The 21148-nt window shown below is 73.1% G+C and carries 17 protein-coding genes; 3 read left to right on the forward strand and 14 right to left on the reverse strand.

The window, feature by feature from the left end; genetic code table 11:
* Positions 1-3: 3 nt before the first annotated feature.
* The 4 genes from ACWEJX_RS15655 to ACWEJX_RS15670 form a co-directional block, all read right to left on the reverse strand.
* Positions 4-1050 (reverse strand): Rieske 2Fe-2S domain-containing protein, encoded by a 1047-nt coding sequence (locus ACWEJX_RS15655; RefSeq protein ID WP_451608013.1) that lies wholly within the window; start codon positions 1048-1050, stop codon positions 4-6.
* A 342-nt stretch (positions 1051-1392) separates the two neighbouring features.
* Positions 1393-2565 (reverse strand): enolase C-terminal domain-like protein, encoded by a 1173-nt coding sequence (locus ACWEJX_RS15660; RefSeq protein WP_451607980.1) that lies wholly within the window; start codon positions 2563-2565, stop codon positions 1393-1395.
* A 189-nt stretch (positions 2566-2754) separates the two neighbouring features.
* Entirely contained in the window at positions 2755-4488 is a 1734-nt protein-coding gene (locus ACWEJX_RS15665; RefSeq protein ID WP_451607981.1) for a GAF domain-containing protein, read from the reverse strand.
* 51 nt (positions 4489-4539) lie between these two features.
* On the reverse strand, positions 4540-7356 hold the full coding sequence (locus ACWEJX_RS15670; RefSeq protein ID WP_451607982.1) for a cation-translocating P-type ATPase: 2817 nt from the start codon (positions 7354-7356) through the stop codon (positions 4540-4542).
* A gap of 277 nt (positions 7357-7633) precedes the next feature.
* On the opposite strand from ACWEJX_RS15670, the gene ACWEJX_RS15675 reads away from it, so the two are divergent.
* Both ACWEJX_RS15675 and ACWEJX_RS15680 read left to right on the forward strand, forming a co-directional pair.
* Entirely contained in the window at positions 7634-8257 is a 624-nt protein-coding gene (locus ACWEJX_RS15675) for a CBS domain-containing protein (RefSeq protein WP_451607983.1), read from the forward strand.
* A gap of 21 nt (positions 8258-8278) precedes the next feature.
* The gene (locus ACWEJX_RS15680) at positions 8279-8443 is read left to right on the forward strand and encodes a hypothetical protein (protein WP_451607984.1); all 165 of its coding nucleotides are present in this window, start codon (positions 8279-8281) and stop codon (positions 8441-8443) included.
* A gap of 131 nt (positions 8444-8574) precedes the next feature.
* On the opposite strand, the gene ACWEJX_RS15685 is transcribed toward ACWEJX_RS15680, so the two are convergent.
* Entirely contained in the window at positions 8575-9651 is a 1077-nt protein-coding gene (locus tag ACWEJX_RS15685) for an alcohol dehydrogenase catalytic domain-containing protein (protein WP_451607985.1), read from the reverse strand.
* A 175-nt stretch (positions 9652-9826) separates the two neighbouring features.
* Between ACWEJX_RS15685 and ACWEJX_RS15690 the strand changes: the two genes are divergently transcribed.
* Complete coding sequence (locus tag ACWEJX_RS15690) at positions 9827-11272, forward strand: MBL fold metallo-hydrolase RNA specificity domain-containing protein (protein ID WP_451607986.1); 1446 nt, start codon at positions 9827-9829, stop codon at positions 11270-11272.
* Positions 11273-11363: 91 nt separating this feature from the next.
* Here the strand turns inward: ACWEJX_RS15690 and ACWEJX_RS15695 are convergent, their stop codons facing one another.
* The 9 genes from ACWEJX_RS15695 to ACWEJX_RS15735 all read right to left on the reverse strand — a co-directional run bounded on the left by ACWEJX_RS15695 (position 11364) and on the right by ACWEJX_RS15735 (position 20902).
* The gene (locus tag ACWEJX_RS15695) at positions 11364-14057 is read right to left on the reverse strand and encodes a cation-translocating P-type ATPase (RefSeq protein ID WP_451607987.1); all 2694 of its coding nucleotides are present in this window, start codon (positions 14055-14057) and stop codon (positions 11364-11366) included.
* On the reverse strand, positions 14050-14643 hold the full coding sequence (locus ACWEJX_RS15700) for an Rv1733c family protein (protein ID WP_451607988.1): 594 nt from the start codon (positions 14641-14643) through the stop codon (positions 14050-14052). The genes ACWEJX_RS15695 and ACWEJX_RS15700 overlap by 8 nt, the downstream gene beginning before the upstream one ends.
* A 47-nt stretch (positions 14644-14690) precedes the next feature.
* Complete coding sequence (locus tag ACWEJX_RS15705; protein ID WP_451607989.1) at positions 14691-15194, reverse strand: flavodoxin domain-containing protein; 504 nt, start codon at positions 15192-15194, stop codon at positions 14691-14693.
* Positions 15191-15646 carry an Hsp20/alpha crystallin family protein gene (locus tag ACWEJX_RS15710; RefSeq protein ID WP_451607990.1) on the reverse strand — a complete coding sequence of 152 codons (456 nt, stop codon included), beginning with the start codon at positions 15644-15646 and terminating at the stop codon, positions 15191-15193. Before ACWEJX_RS15710 ends, ACWEJX_RS15705 begins: the two co-directional genes overlap by 4 nt.
* 40 nt (positions 15647-15686) lie before the next feature.
* On the reverse strand, positions 15687-16100 hold the full coding sequence (locus ACWEJX_RS15715; RefSeq protein WP_451607991.1) for a CBS domain-containing protein: 414 nt from the start codon (positions 16098-16100) through the stop codon (positions 15687-15689).
* Positions 16101-16172: 72 nt separating this feature from the next.
* Positions 16173-16358, reverse strand: coding sequence for a hypothetical protein (locus tag ACWEJX_RS15720; RefSeq protein ID WP_451607992.1), 186 nt, complete (start codon positions 16356-16358; stop codon positions 16173-16175).
* Positions 16359-16360: 2 nt separating this feature from the next.
* Entirely contained in the window at positions 16361-18856 is a 2496-nt protein-coding gene (gene ppsA, locus ACWEJX_RS15725) for a phosphoenolpyruvate synthase (RefSeq protein WP_451607993.1), read from the reverse strand.
* A 220-nt stretch (positions 18857-19076) separates the two neighbouring features.
* Positions 19077-20000, reverse strand: coding sequence for a universal stress protein (locus tag ACWEJX_RS15730; RefSeq protein ID WP_451607994.1), 924 nt, complete (start codon positions 19998-20000; stop codon positions 19077-19079).
* The gene (locus ACWEJX_RS15735; protein ID WP_451607995.1) at positions 19997-20902 is read right to left on the reverse strand and encodes a universal stress protein; all 906 of its coding nucleotides are present in this window, start codon (positions 20900-20902) and stop codon (positions 19997-19999) included. Before ACWEJX_RS15735 ends, ACWEJX_RS15730 begins: the two co-directional genes overlap by 4 nt.
* Between the last annotated feature and the right edge of the window lie 246 nt (positions 20903-21148).

Consider the following 21148-nt stretch of genomic DNA (forward strand, 5'->3'; position numbering starts at 1 on the left):
TCCTCAGAGGCCGCAGGGGGTAGCCGGGGGCCGGAGGGGGACGCCGTTGGAGCGCAGCACCTCGCGGACGTTCAGGATCAGGGGGAAGACCTCGTGGTTGCGGTCTTCGCCCTGCTCGTCCCAGGCGCGTTGTTCGGCTTCGACGGCCATGCGGTCCTGGGCGAACACCCGCTCGGTGAACCGTCTGATGAAGGGCCAGGCCAGCCGGAGAACGCCCGGGACTCCGGGTTTCCTGATCATGAGCAGGCCGTAGGCGCGGCATTTGCGTTGGTCGGCGCCCAGGGGGACGTACGCGGTCCAGAGGCGAAGAGCCGGTTGCTCCTCGTTCTCCGGGACCAGGTCGAGGGTCTGGTACGGGTACTCGGTCCGAATGGTCATCACGTCCCGGGATCCGCCGCCGAGGCCCTCCCCGGAGAGGAGGCCGGCACTGCGGCTGCGCTTTCCCCCCGCGTGACTGAACAGGTACCTGGCCTCGACCGAGTGCGGCCCGGTCGTGTGCCCCAGCAGTTCCGGGTGCAGTCTGCCGACGACGCCCCGGTGGAGGAACTGGTGGTTCATGTCGAGCAGGTTCTCGTGCATGAACGAGTAGTGGCAGTGCACGGTCCGGGAGAACGTCATCGTTCTGTACCGCGCGGAGGAGAAGGCGGTGAGGCGGGGCAGCGTGGTGTCGGCCGCCTTGTCCGCGGCTCCGGGGAAGACGAATACCAGTCCGTACGCCTCGCGGACGGGGAAGGCACGTACCCCGCGTGGTGGTCGGGCGTCCCCCTTGGCGAGGTAGGGGATCTCGGAGATGCGGCCGTCACCGCGGTACGCCCAGGCGTGGTAGCAGCAGCGGAGGGCCTCTCCCTCCACCACGCCCATGCTCAGGGGGACCTGCCGGTGGGCGCACCGGTCCTCCAAGGCGTGCACGGCCCCGCTCGCCCCGCGGAAGAGCACGATCCGCTCACCACCGAACGCGGTGGCGTGCGCTCGCCCGCGCCGCACCTCCCGCGACAGCGCGACCGGGTACCAGTGGTCCGGGTGGGCGCCGACGCGCCGCAGATCGGGCATGTCCGCAGCCTGTGGCGTGGCGCGCCGTGACTGCCGGTCGCTGTCGTCCGCCGGGATGGGCGACGTGATGCGGCCGTCGGGCGGCGTCTCGGGCATGTGCGCTCCCTCGTTCCGTCAGGTAGGACATCACGCACGCGGGGGCTTCGGCGCGCAGGGTGCAGGTGCAGGTGCAGGTGCAGGTCGAATCGGCCGGCACGGGCCTGCCGGATGGCAGACGTGTCCCGACGTTCGCAGCCTGTCACCACATTGCTTCGGGTGCCCTGACGTCCGGTCCGTGCGGGTGACAGGGCCGTCCAGGGCCGGGCGGCGGGCGCGAAGCTCTTGCGGGCGCCCTGCCCGATGTCACCCGGGAGCTCGTTTCTCCTTGTGCGCGTGCGGGCCGGCGGGGCGCGCCCCGTACACCCGATAGGGCTCGGCGTCGGCCCATTTGACCTCCAGGCCGAGGCCGGGGCGGTCGGTCTCGGGTCGCAGTACGCCTCCGGCGGGCGACAGGGTGCCGTCGAGCAGCAGCCCTTCGACACGGGCGTGGTCGTGGAAGTACTCCAGATGCCGCAGCCTGCCCACGGCGCAGAACGCGTGGGCGGAGAGCGCCGGAGCGCAGTGGGCGGACAGGTCGAGATGCCGGGCCGCTGCCAGGCCGGCGACCTCCAGGAGGCCGGTGATGCCGCCGCAGCGGGTCACGTCGGCCTGCAGACAGTCCACGGCGGCGGGTTCCACGAGGTTGACGAAGTCCTGTGAGGTGAAGGCGTACTCGCCGGCGGCGATCTCCAGACGCTCGGGGCCCCGGTCCCGCAGGAGCCGCAGCCCTTCGAGGTCGGCCGAGCTGACGGGCTCCTCGAACCAGCGCACGTCCCACTCCTCGTGGAACCTCCGGGCCCAGTACAGGGCCTCCTTGCGGGAGAGCGCGCCGTTGGCATCGGTGAAGAGCTCCACCTCGTCGCCGATCGCCTCGCGCGCGGCCGTCAGGCGCTGCGGATCGCGGTCCGGCTCGCGGGAGGTCTTCACCTTGACCCGGGGGATGCCCTGGTCGACCCAGCCGGCGAGCTGCTCGGTGAGCCGGCCCGGCGGGTAGTTCGTGAAGCCGCCGCTGCCGTACACGGGAACCCGGTCGTGGCAGGCGGGCAGCAGGTGCACCAGGGGCAGGCCGAGCAGCCGGGCCTTGAGGTCCCACAGCGCGACGTCGACCGCCGAGCGCGCCATGGCGCCCACCCCGGGCCGGCCGGCGTTGCGGATGTGCGTCCCCATGCGGTGCCACAGGGCCGGCGGCGCCAGGACTCCTTGTCCTTCGAGAAGCGGCGCCAGTTGCGAGGCGACGAAGGAGGCGACCGATACGTCTCCGTAGGTGTAGCCGAGGCCGGTGCTGCCGCCGGCGTGGACCCGGACGAGGACCATCGTGGTGGATCCCCATTCCAGCGTGCCGTCCTGTTCCTTGCCGTCGGGGCCGTCGGTGGGCACCTCGAAGGCATGCACGTCGACCGCCTCGACCCGGCACTCTTCCAGTTCCGCTCCCGGCATGCTGCACTCCCTCGCGCGTCTCACTGACGTCGTCACAGGTGACCCGCCGGAGAGGGCGGCAAACGAGGCGGGGGCCAGGGGCTCGTCCCCCGGCGCGGCGCCCTCGGCCCGCCGGCCGAGGGCGAGCCACCGCGCGCAGTGCGTCCGGGTGAACGGCGCGCCGCGGCAGGTTCCACCGCGCCGATGCCTTCATCCCTGGCCGGGCGGCAACGGGACGCGCCAGTCGAGTACGGTCCCGCCCTCCCCGGTCGGCCGGCCTCGGACCGACAGTTCGCCGCCCAGTCGTTCGGCCCGTTCGGTGAGGTTGCGCAGTCCGCTGCGGGTGGCGCCCGGCGGGACGCCGACGCCGTCGTCGCTCACCGTCACCGCCAGGACGCCTTCCTCGGCGACCACCGCCACCTCCACATGGCGGGCCCGGGCGTGCCGGGCCACGTTGGTGAGCGCCTCGCCGACCACCGCGACGACGTCATCGGCCGTCTCCGCCGTCACGTCGGTGTCGAGCAGGCCCTCCATGCGCAGAGCGGGGGCGAACCCGAGCGTCGCGACGGCCTGGTCCACGGTCTTGACGATGCGGCTCCTGAGCTTGGGCGCGGTTCCGGGGGTTTCATGCTCCCGGAGTCCGAAGATGGTCGAACGGATGATCTTGATGGTGGCGTCCAGGTCGTCGATCGCCCGCGCGAGCCGGTCCGCTGCCTCCGGGTGCTCGACGAACCGACGGGCGCTCTGCAGCGTCATCCCGGTGGCGAACAGGCGCTGGATCGCGAGGTCGTGCAGGTCTCGGGCGATCCGGTCGCGGTCCTCCAGCAGACTCACCTGCTCGGCGTCACGGCGCCGTTCGGCCAGTTCGAGGGCGAGGGCCGTCTGTCCCGCGAATCCGGGCAGGTCGATGATCTCAGCGCCCGCGAAGGGTGACCGTCCGTGCCGCCGGGCGAGAATGAGCACTCCGCTCAGCCGCTCCTTCGTGCCCACCGTGACGGCCACCGCCGGTCCGAAGCCCTTCCAGCGTTCGGGCTGCACGGTGATGCGCGCGTCGTTCTCGATGTCGGCCGCGGCGATCAGACCGTCCTCCGTCAGAGCCGCGGCCGCGAGTGTTCCTTCGCTGCTGGGCAGCACGACATCCCGGTGGGCCTCCGCGCCTTCGCCGCTGGCCAGCGATCCGCGCAGCTCACCGCCCGCCCCGACCAGGTAGAAGACGCCGATGTCGGCGTCGGTGATGTCCACCGCCCGCTCCAGCATCCCGTCCAGGACCTCCGCCTCCTCCACGCCCGACAGGAGCGCGCTGGTGAAGTCGGAGCTCGCCTCCAGCCAGCGCTGCCGCAGCCGGCCCTCCTCGTAGAGCCGGGCGTTCTCGACGGCGATGCCGGCCGCGACGGCGAGGGTCGTCACCACGGCCTCGTCTTCGGTGTCGAAGTCGACCCCGCCCCGTTTCTCGGTGAGGTAGAGGTTGCCGAACACCTCGTCGCGGACTCGGATCGGGACACCGAGGAACGTGTGCATCGGCGGGTGGTGGAGCGGGAAGCCGTACGACGCCGGGTGCTGGGATAGCTCGGACAGACGCAGCGGCTCGGGGTTGCGGATCAGCTCGCCCAGGATGCCGTGGCCGGACGGCAGCGCGCCGATCCGCGCGCGCAGCTCGTCGTCGATGCCGGCGGTGACGAACTCGGAGAGCCTCCGGTCCTCGCCGATGACCCCCAGGGCCCCGTACTCGGCGTCCACGAGGGTCACGGCCGCCTCCACGATCCCGCGCAGTACCTGGGGCAGGTCCAGCTCCCGGCCGACCGACATGACGGCTTCGAGAAGCCCGTTGAGCCGGTCCCTGGTGCCCCGGACCTCGTCGATGCGCGCCTGGAGCTCGTCGAGCAGCTCGTCCAGTCTCAGCCGTGGGAGCCGCGCGTCCGCGGACTCGGTGTCCTCCCGGACCATTGATACCTCCGGTCGCGTCAGGCGCCCGGACGGCACCTGTCGCTCCCGCATTCACCGTAGCGCCGGTGGCCCGGCGGTTCCTGCTGGGATCGTCCGCCGGAAAGCGGTCCGTACGAGACGAGCCGCGAGGAAGCCGGCCGGCGCGCAGACGGCGGCGAGGCCGATGCCCGCCCAGCCGAGCGGTTCGGTCTCCAGGACCGAACTCAGGAAGGGGAGGTACAGGGCCGCACCGGCCAGGAGGGCGGAGGCGAGGACCGAGAGCGGCAGGAAGGGGTTCTTCCGGGTGAGCAGCCGGGCGCGGAGGCCCAGGACGACGCCGAGCTGGGCAGCGAGCAGGGCGAGGAAGAGCACGCTCTGCCAGGCGAGGCCGAGGGCCCGGGCGGCCAGTCCCGCGCCGAGCGTGGCGGTGGTGACGACGGCGGCGAGAAGGAGCAGCCGCTGCCAGGCGCCGCCGCCGAGGATGTGCTGGTCCGGCGGTCGGGGTGGACGTCGCATCGTGCCGGGGGCGGCCGGTTCGGCGCCCATGGCGACGCCGGTGAGGCCATGGGTGAGGAGGTTGATCCAGAGGATCTGTCCCGCCCGGAGGGGCAGGGGCAGTCCGAGCAGCGGGCCGGTCAGCATGACCAGGATCTCGGCGCCGCCGCCGGCCATCCCGTAGACCAGGAACCGGCGGATGTTGTCGTAGACACGCCGCCCCTCCTCGACCGCCGCCACGACCGTCGAGAGCTCGTCGTCCGTGAGAACGAGGTCGGCCGCCTGCCGCGCCACCTCGGTGCCGCGCTCCCCCATCGCGACGCCGATGTCGGCCCGGTGCAGGGCGGGACCGTCGTTGACCCCGTCGCCGGTCATGGCGGTCACGGCTCCCCTGGCCCGCCACGCCTCCACAATGTCCAGCTTCTGCTGCGGGTCCGTGCGTGCGAAGACCCGGACGGTGGTGAGGTCGGCGACCCGGCCGGCCGCCACGTCCGCGCCGGTGACGACCTGTCCGTCCGCCTCACCGTCGTCTCCCAGGAGCGCCACGCGGGACGCCACCGCTCGGGCGGTCGCGGGGTGGTCCCCGGTGATGAGTACGGGGGTGATGCCCGCCGCGCGGCACGCGGCGAGGGTTGCGGCGGCGCGCGACTTCGGCGGGTCGCTGAGGGCGACGAGGCCGAGCAGCGTGAGCCCCGCTTCCGCCGCGGTGATCTCGTGCGGTGCGTCGTCCCGTGTCCCCGAGGCCACGGCGAGCACCCTGTAGCCGCGCTCGGCCAGCCGCGCGGCCTGCTGACGGGCCTGTGCGAGGGGGCCCGGGCCGACTTCGAGGACCGTGGGGTCGAGTACGGCTTCGGGGGCGCCCTTGAGACAGACGAGCACCCGGTTCTGCCCGGCCGCGTGCAGCGTGGTCATGCGTCGGCGGAGGCTGTCGAAGGGTGCCTCGCCGATCCGGGGCCAGGTCGCTGACAGCTCCACCGGGTCCGGGCACCCCGTCTTGGCCGCGGCGGTGAGCAGAGCGGCCTCCATGGGGTCGCCCAGTGCCGTCCAGCGGGAGCCGGGCGCGGCGGAGTCCGACGGGCGCGGCAGGACTTCGGGCGCGGCAGGGCGCGGCGGGGCGTCGGGCGCGGCGGGGCCCTGCGGACGCAGCAGGGCGTCGGGCGCGGCGGAGTCCGACGGGCGCGGCAGGGCGTCGGGCGCGGCGGGGTCCGGCGGACGCAGCAGGGCATCGGGCGCGGCGCGGCCCGGCGGGCGCGGCAGGGCGTCGGGCGCGGCGGAGTCCGGCGGGCGCAGCACGGCGTCGTTGCAGAGGGCGGCCACGGTCAGCAGTTCCCGTACGGACGCGAGCTCTCCTGGGCGTGCGGGTCGTCCGGCGACCAGGACCTCGCCCTCGGGCTCGTACCCCACGCCCGTGAGTTCCGCGCTCGCCTGCGGAGTCCAGACGTGCTGGACGACCATGCGGCCCTCCGTGAGGGTGCCGGTCTTGTCGGTGGCGAGGACGGAAACCGAGCCGAGCGTCTCCACGGCGGGCAGCCGGCGGACGAGGGCGTGCCGGGCGACCATGCGGCGCGCGCCGAGGGCAAGGGCGAGGGTGACGACTGCGGGGAGGGATTCGGGGACGGCGGCGACGGCCAGGCTGATGGCGGTGACCGCCATCGTGCCGAGCGGGAGTCCCCGCGCCAGGCCGAGCGCGAAGACCAGCAGGCACAGGCCGAGGGTCACCGCGGCCAGCACGCGCCCGAGGGCGGCGAGGCGTCGTTGCAGCGGGGTCGGCTCGCGGCGGTCGTCGAGGAGGGCCGCGATGCGACCGAGGGCGCTCGCGGCCCCCGTGGCCGTGACCGTGGCCACGCCACGGCCCCGCACGACGACGGTGCCCGCGCTCAGGGTCGACCCCGTCTCCTTGTCGACGGGTACCGACTCCCCGGTGAGCATGGACTCGTCGAGCAGCAGGGCGGACGCCTCGGTGAGTTCGGCGTCGGCGGGCACGATGTCGCCCTCGCCCAGAAGGAGGACGTCTTCGGGAACGATGACGGCGGCCGGCAGGTCGCGTACGGAACCGTCGCGCCGAACGCGCGCGTGGGGGGCGCTCAGGTCCGAGAGGGCGGCGACGGCGTGATCGGCCCTGATCTCCTGGGCGACGCCGACCGTGGTGTTCACGGAGACGACGAGTGCGATGACGATCGCGTCGGGGTGGTCGCCGATCGCGAGGGTGAGTGCCACGGCCCCCAGGAGCACCATGATCAGCGGGTCCCGCACCTGCGCCAGGACCCGGCTGCGGAGCCGTACGGGCTTCCTCGCCGAGACCTCGTTGGGCCCGTCCTCCGCGAGCCGGCGGGCGGCCTCCGTCGCGGTGAGGCCCGTCGCGTCGCGGGTCGACGCGGTTGCCGAGGACGTCATGATGGGCTCACACGGCAGGGCCGGTGATCACGTCCATGGCTCCTCCTCGTCCGGTCGCCGGGAGTGCTCCGCGAACCTCGACCGTGGCATGCCGCGTCAGGGCGGTTCGAGGGCCGCTGGGGGCAGAGGAGGGACCAAAGGTCCCTTCCCGGTCACGCTGGTCCGGTCGGGCCGGAGGTTGCACCGTTCGGCCCTCACAGGTCGCTCGGCGCACGGCAGACGGTGGTGGAGCGGGGGATCAGCCACCGCCCGGGTCGTCGGAACAGGAGGCGCGACGATGAAGCACCTGAAAGTCGGCGCCCTGATGACCGACAGCGTCGTCTCCGTCATCCCCACGACACCGTTCCGGGATGTGGCGAAGCTGCTCGCCGAGCACGACATCAGCGGTGTGCCCGTCCTCGACGAGGACGACCGCGTCGTCGGAGTCGTGTCGGAGTCCGACCTGCTGGCGCGCCGCCGGCTGACCGCGCGGGAGGTCATGACGGCGCCGGCCGTCACGGTGCACGCCGAGGAGACCGTCTCGGACGCCGCCCGGCTGATGGTCCGCCGTGGAGTGGAGCGCCTGCCCGTCGTCGACGAGGAGGAACGGCTGGTGGGAATCGTGACCCGCCGCGATCTGCTCCGCGTCTTCCTGCGACCGGATCGGGAGATACGACGCCGCATACGGGAGGACGTGTTGGTGGATGCCTTGGGTCTGAGCGACGACGCGATCGACGTGCATGTACTGGACGGTGTGGTGACGCTCGAAGGCCGGGTCAGGCAACAGGACCTGGCTCGGACGCTCGTCGGACTCGCCGAGCGGGTGGACGGTGTGGTCGCCGTCGTGGACCGGCTGTCCGTAGGCGAGCCCCCCACGCGCCTCGCCTCCTCCGCGCGCAGCGCGCGCGACATCACCTGGTGACCGCCGCAGACACGACGAACCGTGTCCACCACCGCTCTGACCCGACCGCTCGTGACGTCGCTGGTCGAGGACGCCGTCACCGCTCCCTCGATCCGCACCGGCGCCGACACCATCGAGCTGCACGGCGCCCCGTCACGCGAGATGCCGCGCGAGGACCCCGACCACCGCGCCCTCCACATCGGTTGAGGCGCTGCCCTGTGCCGCCTTGTGCCGCCGGCGCGTCGCCGCGGAGGGTCGGCGCCGTGTCACAGGCGCAGGGACCGCAGGCGGATTCGTCCCCGCGCCCGTCGCAACAACCGTCGCATCAGCCCCTCGCGTCAGCCCGTCGCACCGGCGGCCTCCAGGGCGGTGTGCTGCGGGCCGCCGAGCGCGACCTTGATGGCTCCGGTGTCGGCCGCGCGTCCGAACACGTCGTACGCCTCCTCCATCTGCCCCAGTTCGAAGCGGTGGGTGACCAGTTCGCCCGCCGGCAGCCGTCCGGCCGCCATCATGCGCAGCAGCATGGGCGTGGACGACGTGTCCACGAGGCCGGTGGTGATCGTGACGTCCTTGAACCACAGGTCCTCGAGGTGCAGGGTCGCCGGCTTGCCGTGGACGCCGATGTTGGCGACCCGTCCGCCTGGCCGGACCATGCGCGTGCACATCTCGAAGGTCTCCGGGACGCCCACGGCTTCCATGACGACGTCGGCGCCCAGACCGTCCGTCAGGTCCGAGACGAGCTGTTCCGGCTCCTCGCCGGCGGCCGCGGTGGCGTCGGCGCCGAGCTTGCGGGCCACGGCCAGCCGGGACTCGTCGCGGTCGACGGCGACGATCCGGCCGGGGCTGTAGAGGCCGGCCGTGGCGATGGCGGCGAGGCCGACGGGGCCCGCGCCGACCACCACGACGGTGTCGGCCGGCCGTACCCCGCCGTTCAGGACGCCCACCTCGTAGGACGTGGGGAAGATGTCCGCGAGCAGGACGGCGTCGAAGCTGTCGACGGCGCTCGGGAGCGGGTGTACGGACAGGTCCGCGAACGGCACCCGGACGTACTCCGCCTGCGTGCCGTCGATGAGGTGCCCGAGGGCCCAGCCGCCACCGCCGCGGCACTGGCCGTAGCGGCCCTCGCGGCAGAAGCGGCAGCGGCCGCAGGACAGGATGCAGGAGATCAGGACGCGGTCGCCGGACCGTACGGTACGGACGTTCCGTCCGGTCTCCACCACCGTGCCGACCGCCTCGTGGCCCAGCACCCGGCCGGGTGTCACCTCCGGCACGTCGCCCTTGAGGATGTGCAGGTCGGTGCCGCAGATGGTCACGACGTCGACCCGGACGATCGCGTCCTCGGGGTCCTCGATGCCCGGGTCGGGTATGTCCTGCCAGGCGATACGTCCCGGTCCCTGGAAGACGGCTGCCCTCATGGCGCCCACCCACTTCCTGTCGCGCGTGCGTGTGTCCTCCTCTGCCAGGCTCGGGTCGGCCCGGCGGCGGCACATGTGCCGATCGGCCCATGGAAGAGGGCCGCTCGGGCCCTGCGGCCGGGGCGGGCGCGGATGCGACGGTGGAGGCCGGCCACGCTCCGAAGGAGGGCTGACCATGTCCGAGGCAGCACAGACTTCCGCCGACACCACTCCCCCTGCTCCCGCTGCCCCACGGCCGGCCCTGCTGACCTTCCTGGGCGGCGTGGGCACGGTCACCGGCAGCAAGTTCCTCGTGGAGAGCGACCATGCGCGGATCCTCCTCGACTGCGGCCTCTTCCAGGGCTTCGCGGACCTGAGGCGCCGCAACTGGGAGCGCCTCGCCCGTGACGCCGCGGACTTCCACGCCGTGGTCGTCACCCATGCCCATCTGGACCACTGCGGCTATCTGCCCCGCCTGGTGCGGCAGGGCTTCCGGGGACCGATCCTGGCCAGCGCGCACACCGCCCGGCTCGCCGGGATCGTGCTGCGCGACAGCGCCCGGCTGCAGATGGAGGCCGCGCGGCACGCCAACGAGCACGGCTGGTCCAAGCACCGTCCCGCCAAGCCGCTGTACGACGACTCCGACGTCGAGAAGACCATGGCCTTCTTCGACCCCGTCCCCGTCGGCGAGGACGTGGAGATCATGACCGGCACCCGGCTCACGCTGCACCACGGCGGACACATCCTCGGCTCGGCGTGGGCCCGGCTCACCCTGGAGGACGGGCACACCCTGGCCGTCTCGGGCGACCTGGGACGGCCCGGGCACCCGCTGCTGCTGCCGCCGGAGCCGTTCTCCGGCGCCGACGTGCTGCTCATGGAGTCGACGTACGGCGACCGCCGGCACGACCAGGATGCCGGGCGGTCGGCGTTCGCCGACGTCATCTCCCGGACCCTCGCCCGGAACGGCACCGTCGTCATCCCCGCCTTCGCCATCGACCGCACCGAGGTCGTCCTGCACGAGCTGACCCGGCTGCGCGAGACCGGCGTCCTGCCGCGCTCGGTACCGGTGTACGTGGACAGCCCCATGGCGCTCGCCGCGCTCGACGTCTACCGCGACGCCGTACGCGAGCGGTCCGCCGAACTGCGGCCCGAGATCCTCGCCCAGGGCGAGGCCGCGCTGAGCCCGGCGCCGTTCCTCGCCGCCCGGACGGTCCAGGAGTCCGTCGACATCAACAGCGCGCACGGTCCCGCCGTCGTCGTCTCCTCGGCCGGCATGGCCACCGGTGGACGTGTCCTGCACCATCTGCACCGGCTGCTGCCCGACCCGCGCAACGCCGTCGTCGTGGTCGGCTTCGCGGCGGCCGGCACCCGTGCACGGGACCTGGTGGACGGCGCCCGCGTGCTCAAGATGTTCGGCGAGTACGTGCCCGTACGGGCCGAGGTCGCCGACGTGCCGCACTTCTCGGCGCACGCCGACGCCGGGCAGGTCGTCGACTGGCTGCGCGGCGCCCCCGCACCGCACACCACCTACCTCGTGCACGGCGAACCGGCCGCGTCCGAGGCCCTGCGCGACCGCATCGACCACGAGCTCGGCTGGACGGCCGTGGTGCCCCGCTCCGGTGAGGCCGTCCTGGTCCGCTGAGCCGGGCCTTCGGGCCCGGGTGTGCCCTGCGTGGCCCTCCCGGACGCCGCGTGGCCCGGGTGAGGCCGTGAATCCGGCGTCCGCCGAGGCCTCACCCGCGCCGGCGCCGCCAGGCTCGCCGCAGTTCGTCCGTGCCCCACACCAGGACGGGGAACGTCAGGATCAGCAGGACGACGTCCACGGGGAGGGCCGCGGTGCCGAAGAGGTGCTGGAGCGGGGGCGCGTAGACGAGGGCGGCGGTGAAGGCGAGCTCGAAGGCGATGCCGGCGAGCAGCAGCCGGTTGGAGAACACTCCGATGTCGCGGAGTGCCGCGTGGTCGGTGCGGGCGGCGAAGGCGGTGCCGACCTGGCAGGTGACGATGCCCACGAAGGTGGCGGTGGTGGCCGTGACGTACGCGTGGTGGAGGGGGCTGCCGGCCCCGGTCGGGTCGCCGGGCTGCCAGCCCGCGCGCCAGAGCACGTAGAAGTACCCGGCCATGACGAGGCCGGCCGACACCAGCCCCAGGTAGCCCCAGCTGCGGACGAGCATGTCGCGGGAGATCACGCCCTGGTGCGACGGCCGCGGCGGGCGTTCCATGATGCCGGGCTCGGAGCGTTCCCGGCCGAGGGCGAGGGCGGGCAGGGTCTCGGTGCCGAGGTCGATGGCGAGGATCTGAAGCACGGTCAGCGGCAGCGGGACCGTGCCGGCGGAGAGCGCGAAGACGAGGAACGGCACGATCTCCGGGGTCGCGTGGGCGAAGATGTAGACGATGAACTTGCGCACGTTGTCGTAGACGCGGCGGCCGGACTCGATCGCCGTGACGATGGTGGCGAAGTCGTCGTCGGTGAGGACCATGGCGGCCGCCTCGCGGGCCACGTCCGTGCCCGAGCGGCCCATGGCCACGCCGATGTGGGCGCGGTGCAGGGCGGGGGCGTCGTTCACCCCGTCGCCGGTCATGGCGACGATCCGGCCGTGGGCCCGCAGCGTGTCGGCCACCTTCAGTTTGGTCTCGGGCGAGGAGCGGGCGAAGACGATCTCGGCGTCGCCCTCCACCAGGAGCCGGTCAAGCTCGTCGTCGTCCAGTGTTTCGGAGGCCGCCACGACCTGGAGACGGGGCAGGCCGATGCCGACTTCGCGGGCGACTGCCGCGGCCGTGGCGCCGTTGTCCCCTGTCACGACGTGCACCCTCACCCCCGCCTCGTGGCAGCGGCGGACAGCGGCCGCGACCTCGGCACGCGGCGGGTCGTAGAGGCCGACGAGACCGAGCAACTCCAGCTCGGACTCGGCGTCCTGACGACGCGACGGCGGCTCGGCGCCCGTGGGCAGGTCGCGTACGGCCACGGCGAGGACCCGCATGCCGCGCTCGGCCAACTCCTGCGCCGCCGCGCGGGCGCCGTCCGTGTCGGCGCCCGCTCGCAGCCGGGTCAGGACCGCCTCGGGAGCGCCCTTGACCACGATCCGCGCGCGCCCCGCCGCCCCGTCGGCCTCCTGCACCGCCGACATCATGCGCAGCCGGGGATCGAAGCGGAACAGCGCCCGGCGCCCCGTGTCGCGGCGGTCCAGATCCACGGGGGCACCGTGCTCGGCTGCCCCGGCGACGAGGGCCGCCTCGGTCGGGTCGCCGTGCGGTTCGCCGTCGGTGTCACGCGTGACGGTGGTGCACAGGGCGGCCGTGCCGATCAGCTCCTGGGCCCACGGGCCCGGTTCCGCACCGTGCCCGGGCGTCCACAGGGCGCGCAGCCGCATCCGGTTGCGGGTGAGCGTGCCGGTCTTGTCCGTGCAGATGACGCTCGTGGAGCCGAGCGTCTCCACCGCACTCAGCCGTTTGACCAGGGCGCCCCGACGGGCCAGGGCGCGGACGCCCACGGCGAGGGCCAGGGTGATGGTCGGAAGCAGTCCCTCGGGGACGTTGGCGACGAGCAGTCCGATGGCGAACATCAGGGAGTCGGTGACGGGAAGTCCCACCGCCACCCCGACGAAGAGGAAGACGACGCCCATGCCGGTGGCGACGCCGGCGATGAGCCAGGCGACCTTCTTGACCTGTCTCTCCAGCGGGCTCGGCTCGCGGCGGGTGCGCTGGCTGAGCGCGGCGATCCTGCCGAGTTCGGTGTGGTGGCCGGTGGCGAACACCACGGCACGGGCCTGGCCCTCGACGCAGGTCGTCCCGCTGAAGACGAGATTCGGCTCCTCCAGCAGAGGGGCGCCGAGGAGCCCGGCGGCGGCCATCCGTTCGGCGGGCACGGACTCCCCCGTGAGCATGGACAGGTCGACTTCGACGCCGCCCTCGGTGACCCGCGCGTCGGCGGGGACCTTGTCGCCCTCCTCCAAAAGGACGACGTCCCCGGGCACCAGGTCCCGTGCCTCGACGGTCAGTCGGCTGCCGTCCCGTACGACGAGGGCGTGCTCGGGCAGATAGCGCGCGAGGGTCTCCACCGCGCGCTCGGCCTGGCGTTCCTGGAGCAGCGCGAAGGCCGCGTTGACCGCGATGACCGCGAGGATCGCCCAGCCGAGCACCGCCAGATCCGCGAGGAAGGCGAGCCCGGCGGCGGCCCAGAGCAGCAGCGCGAGGGGGTGGACCAGCTGTCCGGTCAGCTCCCGTGCGAAGGAGGAACGCGCCTTGCGCTTGACCTCGTTCGGCCCGTGGACGGCGAGGCGTCGGGCGGCCTCGCGGGCGGACAGCCCGTCCGGGCCGGTGGCGAGTTCGTGGCGCAGCCGGGGCAGCGGCTCACTGGGGTCGAAGGGGAGCGCCTCATCCGGTCCCCGGGCCTGCCGCTTCGCCGCGGTTCCGCCCGTACGGTCATTCATCGGCGGTCCCCGAGCCGCTTCCCCGCCGGAGCCGGCCGGACCAGACGGGCTCCACCTGTTCCCACTCCTGCTCCCAGGCGGCGAGGCGGCGGCCTTCGGAGCTCCGTCGTACGAGGGTGAGGACGCCCGCAACGGACGCCGTCGCCACGCCTGCCGCGGCCGTGCCGCCCGCGAGCGCGGTCAGCACGAGGTCCGCCGTGCTGTCCGGCGGGCGGGCGGGGCTGCCGCGGTCGTCCACCCAGATGGTCAGCGTGCGCCCCTGAGGCGTCCGGGGCGGGACCTCGACGGTTCCGGACCGGCGTATGTGGTCGGGGTACTCCCAGACCGCCGGGGCGGAGGACTGCGGCTTGGCACCGGGCCGGACGGCGACCGGCGGGTCCTCGGCCCGCGCCGTCGTGGTCGCCCGCACCTGGTGGCGATGGGCGGCGAGGTCGCGGTTGGCGTCGGCGCGGGCGTGCCACAGGAGGACGGCGACCACGGCGCCGCAGATCAGGGCGATCGTCAGGACGAGGATCAGCGGAGCTCGCGAGGCAGAGCCGCTGCCGGCCGCGCCGGGCCGGCGACCCGAGGTCTCCTGGTGACTCATGTGGCACCTCCGGGGTGCGGGTCCGCCGCGGGTTCCGGCGACGCCGCTCAGCGCTCGGCGCCGAGCTCGCCGCCGATGTGATGCGCCCATTCCTGGATCCGCTCCGGGTTGCGGAAGTCCCCGCCCTTGCCATGACTGACCATGGACTGAGCGATGCGGCCGGGTGTCCGGGCGGTCACGGAGCCGCCGAACGTGATGTGCTCCCGCGCGCCGAGTTTCTTCATGCGGCGGGCCACGCCGCGCACGGGCGGGATGTCGTGCTGTTCGGCGGAGCTGTCGACGGGGCCGCTGCTGAAGAGCCAGACGGGGCGGTCACGGAGCTGCGCCGCGTTGCGCCGGGCGCAGCGGGCGGCCTTGCCGTTCCAGCGTCCGGCGTAGAGGGCGCCGCCGAGCACGACGCCGTCGTATCCGGTGACGTCGTCGACGGTGTCGGCCGGCTGGACGACCGCGTCGAGGCCGTCGGCCCGGAGCGTCCTGCCGATCTCGTCGGCGATGCCCGCGGTCGCGCCGTGCTTGCTGCCGTATGCGACCAGTACGCGTGGCGTGTTCATGACTGCCCTCCCTCGGCCGTGTCGTCGGCCCGCCGCACGGGGATCGTCCGTCGGGTCTCCGTCTTCTCCTCCGGCATCGGGACGCGGATGGTGAGGATGCCGTCCTTGTACGAGGCGTCGACGTCGTCGGCGGGGATCGTCGAGGGAAGCCGTACGGTCCGGCGGAAGGATCCGTAGCGGAACTCCGAGTGCTCCTTGTCCTCCGTGGTCTCGCTGTGCTCCGCGGTCACCGTGATGAGGTTGTCGTCGACGGTGATGGTGAAGTCGTCGGGGTCCATGCCGGGCAGTTCGGCCCGCAGCACGTAGCCGCCGGTGTCGCTGGACACCTCCACCGGTATGGAGTGCGCAGCGGTGGCGGGGCGCCATCCGGGCAGCCCGGGGAACTCCCGGTTGAACCAGTCGTTGAAGTCGGGGAAGAGGCTGTGCCTGCGTTCCACCTTGTCTCCGGTCATCGTTCTGCTCCTCGTGTACGGGTCCCGGGAGAGCCGCCGGTCAGCGGCAGATCTCCTCGACGAAGTGGCCCACCTTCTCCTCCGGCAGATGCCTGGCGAGGTCCGCCTCGCTGATCATGCCGATCAGACGGTGGTCGTCGATCACGGGCACGCGGCGGATGCGGTGGTCCTGCATGGTGCGGAGGACCTGGGCGGTGTCGGCGTCCGCGTCGACCGTGATCGGCTTGCCCTGAGCGAGGTGACCCGCCGTCATGTGCGCGGGGTCCTTGCCCTTGGCGAGGCACTTCACCACGATGTCGCGGTCGGTGATGATGCCGTGGAGCCGATTGTCCGGCCCGCAGATGGGCAGCGCGCCGACGTCGAGCTCGCTCATACGGCGTGCCGCGTCCATCAGGGTCTCGTTCTCCTGCACGCAGCTGGCACCGGAGTGCATGATCTCCCTGGCGGTCGTCATGGCCGCGTCCTCCTTTCCTGCCCCCCTTGCTCGGTTCGGTGAGGTGCCTCGGTCATCTGCGAGGTGCCTCGGTCAGAGGAAGGCCGTGGACACCCGGATCGTGTGCACCGGGCGCCAGGGGCCCGCGCTCTTCGTGAGCGAGGGAACGAAGGGGTCCGACGGCTCGGGCGGCGCAGCGTCGCCCGTTGCCGTGCGGCGCCGGCCACGGGGCGGTGGCGCCGAGTCCTGGGCGAGGCGGCGGCGAGGCTTGCGGGGCATGGTCACTCCCCTCCTTCGGGGCTACTGTCGAGCGCTCCATCGGGGCTGCCGGCGAGCGCTCCATCGGGGCTGCCGGCGAGCGCTCCTTCGGGGCTGCTGCCGAGCCCGCCTTCTGACCTGCTGTCGAGCGCCGACTCGGCCTGGGCCACATGGCGCTTGACCGACGCGAAGCTGTCCGGTGCCACCGAGATCGAGTCGAGGCCCGCCTCGACCAGGATCGAGGTGAACGCCGGATCGTCACTGGGGCGCTGTCCGCACAGGCCGACCGACCGGCCGGCCTGGTGGGCGAGGGTGGAGAGCAGCCGGATGCTGCGGACGACGGCGGGATCGCTTTCGTCGAAGACGTGGGCGAGGGCTTCGGAGTCGCGGTCGACGCCGAGGGTCAGCTGGGTCAGGTCGTTGCTGCCGATGGAGAAGCCGTCGAACCGTTCGGCGAACTCGGCGGCGAGAATGATGTTGGACGGTATCTCGGCCATCACATGGACGCGCAGCCCGTTCTCGCCGCGCACGAGCCCCTGTTCCGCCATCACGGCGAGGACCTGGTCGGCCTCACCGAGCGTGCGGCAGAAGGGAATCATCACGACCACGTTCGTCAGCCCCATGTCGTCGCGTACCCGCCGCAGCGCACGGCATTCGAGGGCGAATCCCTCGCGGTAGCCGTCGCTGTAGTAGCGACTCGCGCCGCGCCAGCCGATCATGGGGTTGGCCTCGTCCGGTTCGAAGGGACGGCCGCCGAGCAGCTTGGCGTACTCATTGGTCTTGAAGTCGCTGGTGCGCACGACGACGGGGGTCGGCCACCGCGAGGCGGCGATCCGGGCGATTCCGTGGGCCAGCCGGTCGACGAAGTACCCGCCTCGGTCGGGGTGGCCCTCGGTGAGCCGCTCGATGACCTGCCGGTCCTGGCGGTCGAGGCGTTCCGGGTGGAGCAGGGCCATGGGATGGACCTTCACCTGGTGGGCGACGATGAACTCGAGCCGGGCGAGGCCGACCCCGTCCGCCGGCAGCCGCCACCAGCGGAAGGCCGCCGAAGGGTCCGCGAGGTTGAGCATCACCCGGGTGCGGGTGGTCGGCAGCTCCGCGAGGTCGGTCAGCGTCTCCTCGTAGGGGAGCAGGCCGTCGTAGACCCGTCCGCGTTCGCCCTCCGCGCAGGAGACCGTCACGGGACGGCCGTCGCGCAGGACCTGTGTGCCGTTGCCGGTGCCGACGACGGCGGGGACGCCGAGTTCGCGGCTGACGATGGCGGCGTGCGAGGTGCGGCCGCCGTGGTCGGTGACGATGGCCGCGGCCCGCTTCATGACGGGTTCCCAGTCGGGGTCGGTGACGCCGGTGACGAGGATCCCGCCCTGGGGGAAGCGGTCGAGGTCGACGGGGGCGTCGAGCGCGACCACCCGTCCCCGGCCGATCGCCTCGCCGACGGCGGTGCCCGTCACCAGGGGCTCCCCCGGTGTGGTGGTCAGCCGGCAGCGGCTCAGGGTCTTGGTGTGCCGTCGTGACTGCACGGTCTCGGGGCGGGCCTGCACGATCCACAGTTCACCGGTGGTCCCGTCCTTGGCCCATTCCAGGTCCATGGGGCAGCCGTAGTGCTCCTCGACGGCCGCGGCCCAGCCGGCGAGCGTGCGGACCTCGGAGTCGTCGAGCACGCGCTGGTCGCGCTCGCTGTCGGAGGTGTCGACGGTACGGGTCAGTCCGGTGTCGGCGTACACGGTCTTCAGGCGCTTGGTGCCGGTCCGTACGTCGATCACGGGGTCGAGCGACGGGTCCTTCATGCCCGGCTTGAACACCGTGTACTCGTCGGGGTCGACGCGGCCGCTGACGACGGTCTCGCCCAGTCCCCACGCGGCGCTCACCACGATCACGTCGGGGAATCCGGACTCCGGGTCGAGGGTGAAGACGACGCCGGCTCCCGCGAGGTCGGAGCGGACCATCAGCTGGACGCCGACGGAGAGGGCGACGGCGAGATGGCCGAAGCCCATGCGCTCGCGGTAGTCGATGGCCCGGTCGGTGAACAGGGAGGCGTAGCAGCGGGTGCACGCCCGCAGGAGCTCGTCCGCGCCACACACGTTGAGGTACGTCTCCTGCTGGCCGGCGAAACTGGCCTCGGGCAGGTCCTCCGCGGTCGCGCTGCTGCGCACGGCCACTTCGGGCGCCTCGCGTCCGGTCTCCTCGGCGAGCTTCGCGTACGCCGCGAGCACCGCCTCCCGCAGGGCGGTGGGCAGCGGCTGCGAGAGGAAGAGGGAGCGGATGGCCGCCCCGACCTCGTCGAGCGGGGCTCCCTCGTGCAGCCGGTCGAGCTGGGCCTCGACCCGGCGGCGCAGATCACCGCTGCCGAGCAGTTCCTGGTAGGCGTCGGCCGTGGTGGCGAACCCCGGGGGGACGCGGATGCCGGCGTCGCCGAGCCGGTTGGTCAGCTCGCCCAGCGAGGCGTTCTTGCCTCCCACGCGTCCGACGTCGTGCCGTCCCAGTTCCGTGAACGGTACGACGTGTCGTAGCGGTCCCATGATGTCCTCCACGGTTCTCACCGTGCTCGTCAGTACGGGAGCGGGCGGCCGGAGGGCGTCCGCAGGTCGAGGGGGCGGGGGCGGCGGGCCTGTTGGGGGTGGCGGCTGAGCCGGATCTTCTGCATCGTGCTCACCTCTTCGGGGCCGGACCGCCGTCCGGGGCCGTTCGCGTTCTCCCACGGTGCCCCGCGGGACTCGGGGCGTTCCAGTGCCGAGCGGGTCACCCGGTCGGGGCCGGTCGGTCCGTACGGGGCCGGGACCGGTCGGCCCCGGAGGAGGTTCCGTCGGTCTCTGCTGTCCCGCGCAGCGGAACGGTGATCACGGGGCAGTCGGCGTGGTGCAGCAGTCCGTGCACCGTGGACCCGAGGCGCATGCCGGAGTAGCCTCCGCGGCCCCGGCGTCCGACGACCACCGCGAGGGCCTCCCGAGACGCGCGGGTGAGTTCCTCGACGGGGTGCCCGCGCAGGACGACCTGCTCCACGTCGACGTCCGGAAAGCGATCGGCGCAGCCGGCGACCGCCTCGGCGAGCAGTCGGTGGCGGTTCGCCAGGCCCTCCGTCTCGTCGTCGCCGTGGGGCAGCAGCGGGCGGGGCCATACCCAGACCGCCATGAGCCGTGCCTCGCGCAGGCTCGCCTCCGCCGCGGCGAAGGCGACGGCGGCCCGGCAGTCCGTGCTGCCGTCCACGCCGACGACGATCAGTGGTGGGTGGACGGGGGCGGGCTCCGGTTCGCGGATGACGACGACGGGGCAGTCGGCGCGTGCGGTCAGCGGGACGACCACCGACCCCTCGCTGAGGACCTCGGCTGCCCGGCCGAGGCGGCGTGAGCCCACGACGGCGAGTGCGGCGCCCGGGGTCCTGTCGCGCAGCACGGTGGCAGGGGTTCCGTCGACGAGTTCCGTCGCCGTCCACAGCCCGTCGTGCAGATCCTTTACGAGCTCCTGGGCGTTGGCGAGTGCCGACTCCGCCCGGATGCGCAGGGAGCTCTGGTGGGCGATCGCGGCGTACGGGAGCCGGTCGTGGACCGGCGGCACGGCGGCCACCAGGCGCAGGCGCGCGCCCCGGCGTCCGGCCTCGTCGGCGGCCCACAGGAGAGCCGGAACGGACAGCTCGAGGGGGTCGATGCCGGTCAGGATGTCGCTCATGGCTCCTCGTCCCCGGTCACGAAGGCGGCTGGGACGATCTCCACCGGGCAGTGGGCGTGGTGGATCAGGGTGTGGGCGACGCGGCCGAGGGACGGCATGACGCCCGGCCGCCGCCTGCCGCGGCCCATCACGAGCAGGTCCGTGTGGGCACTGGCCTCGATCAGGATGCCGGGGGTGCTCGTGCCCGTCTCCACGTGGTGCCCGACGATCAGCCGGGGGTAGATCTCGCGGACCCGGTCGGCGAGGGCCTTCACCTCGTGGACGCGCTGTCGTGCGACCGCGTCCAGGTCGTCGAGCATGGTCGCGACGCTGCCCACATGGGTGAGCACGTTCCAGACGCTCAAGATGCGCAGGGCCGCCTTGCGGGCGTCGGCCTCGGCGGCGGCGAACAGCAGCCAGTCGAGGTCCGCCGTGTCGTGGACGGCCGCCGTCACCGAGCCGGTCTCGGGCCGCTCGCTCTCCCCCCGTACGACGATCACGGGCCCTTCCGCCCGGGCCGCCACGCCAAGGCCGACCGAGCCGAGCATGAGGGCGGAGAAGCCGCCGAGCCCTCTGCTTCCGACCACGATCGTCCCGTGCCGGCCGGCCGCTTCGCAGAGTCCGGTGACCGGCTCCCGGCGGCTGAGCTGCCTGGTGACGGCGAGCTCGGGAAAGCGCTCCTCAGTGGCCTGGGACGTCGCGGTCAGCAGGTCACGGCCCGCCTCGCGTACCGCCTGGATCGTCTCGGCGTCGGTCCAGTAGGCGCGCCCGTCGGTGTTGGCGGCGTGCACGAGGTGCAGTGCACGGCCCCGGCGGTCCGCCTCGGCGGCGGCCCAGAGCGCGGCGGTGCGTGCGACGGGCGAGCCGTCGACTCCCGCGACGACGTCGCCGAACTCCGGCCGGGCGAGCATCTCGCTGGTCATGGTTCCTCCCGCGGAGTACGCCCCGCGGGGGCTGGGAGCAGCGTCCCGCGAAGGGCTCCTCCCACGCTGCACCGGGATGGTCCTCCTGAGGATGGGCCGTTCGGCCCTGATCGAGACCTGCTCGGCCCCTCCGCGGAGCGGGCCGGCGGGCACAGCCTGAGGTCCTGGAGTCCGTGCGCGATCCGGCTCCGGACGCCGACGCACGGACCCGGCCACGCACGGACCCGGTCGCGGACGGCCCTGGTC

The sequence above is a fragment of the Streptomyces sp. NPDC004788 genome (assembly GCF_053601115.1).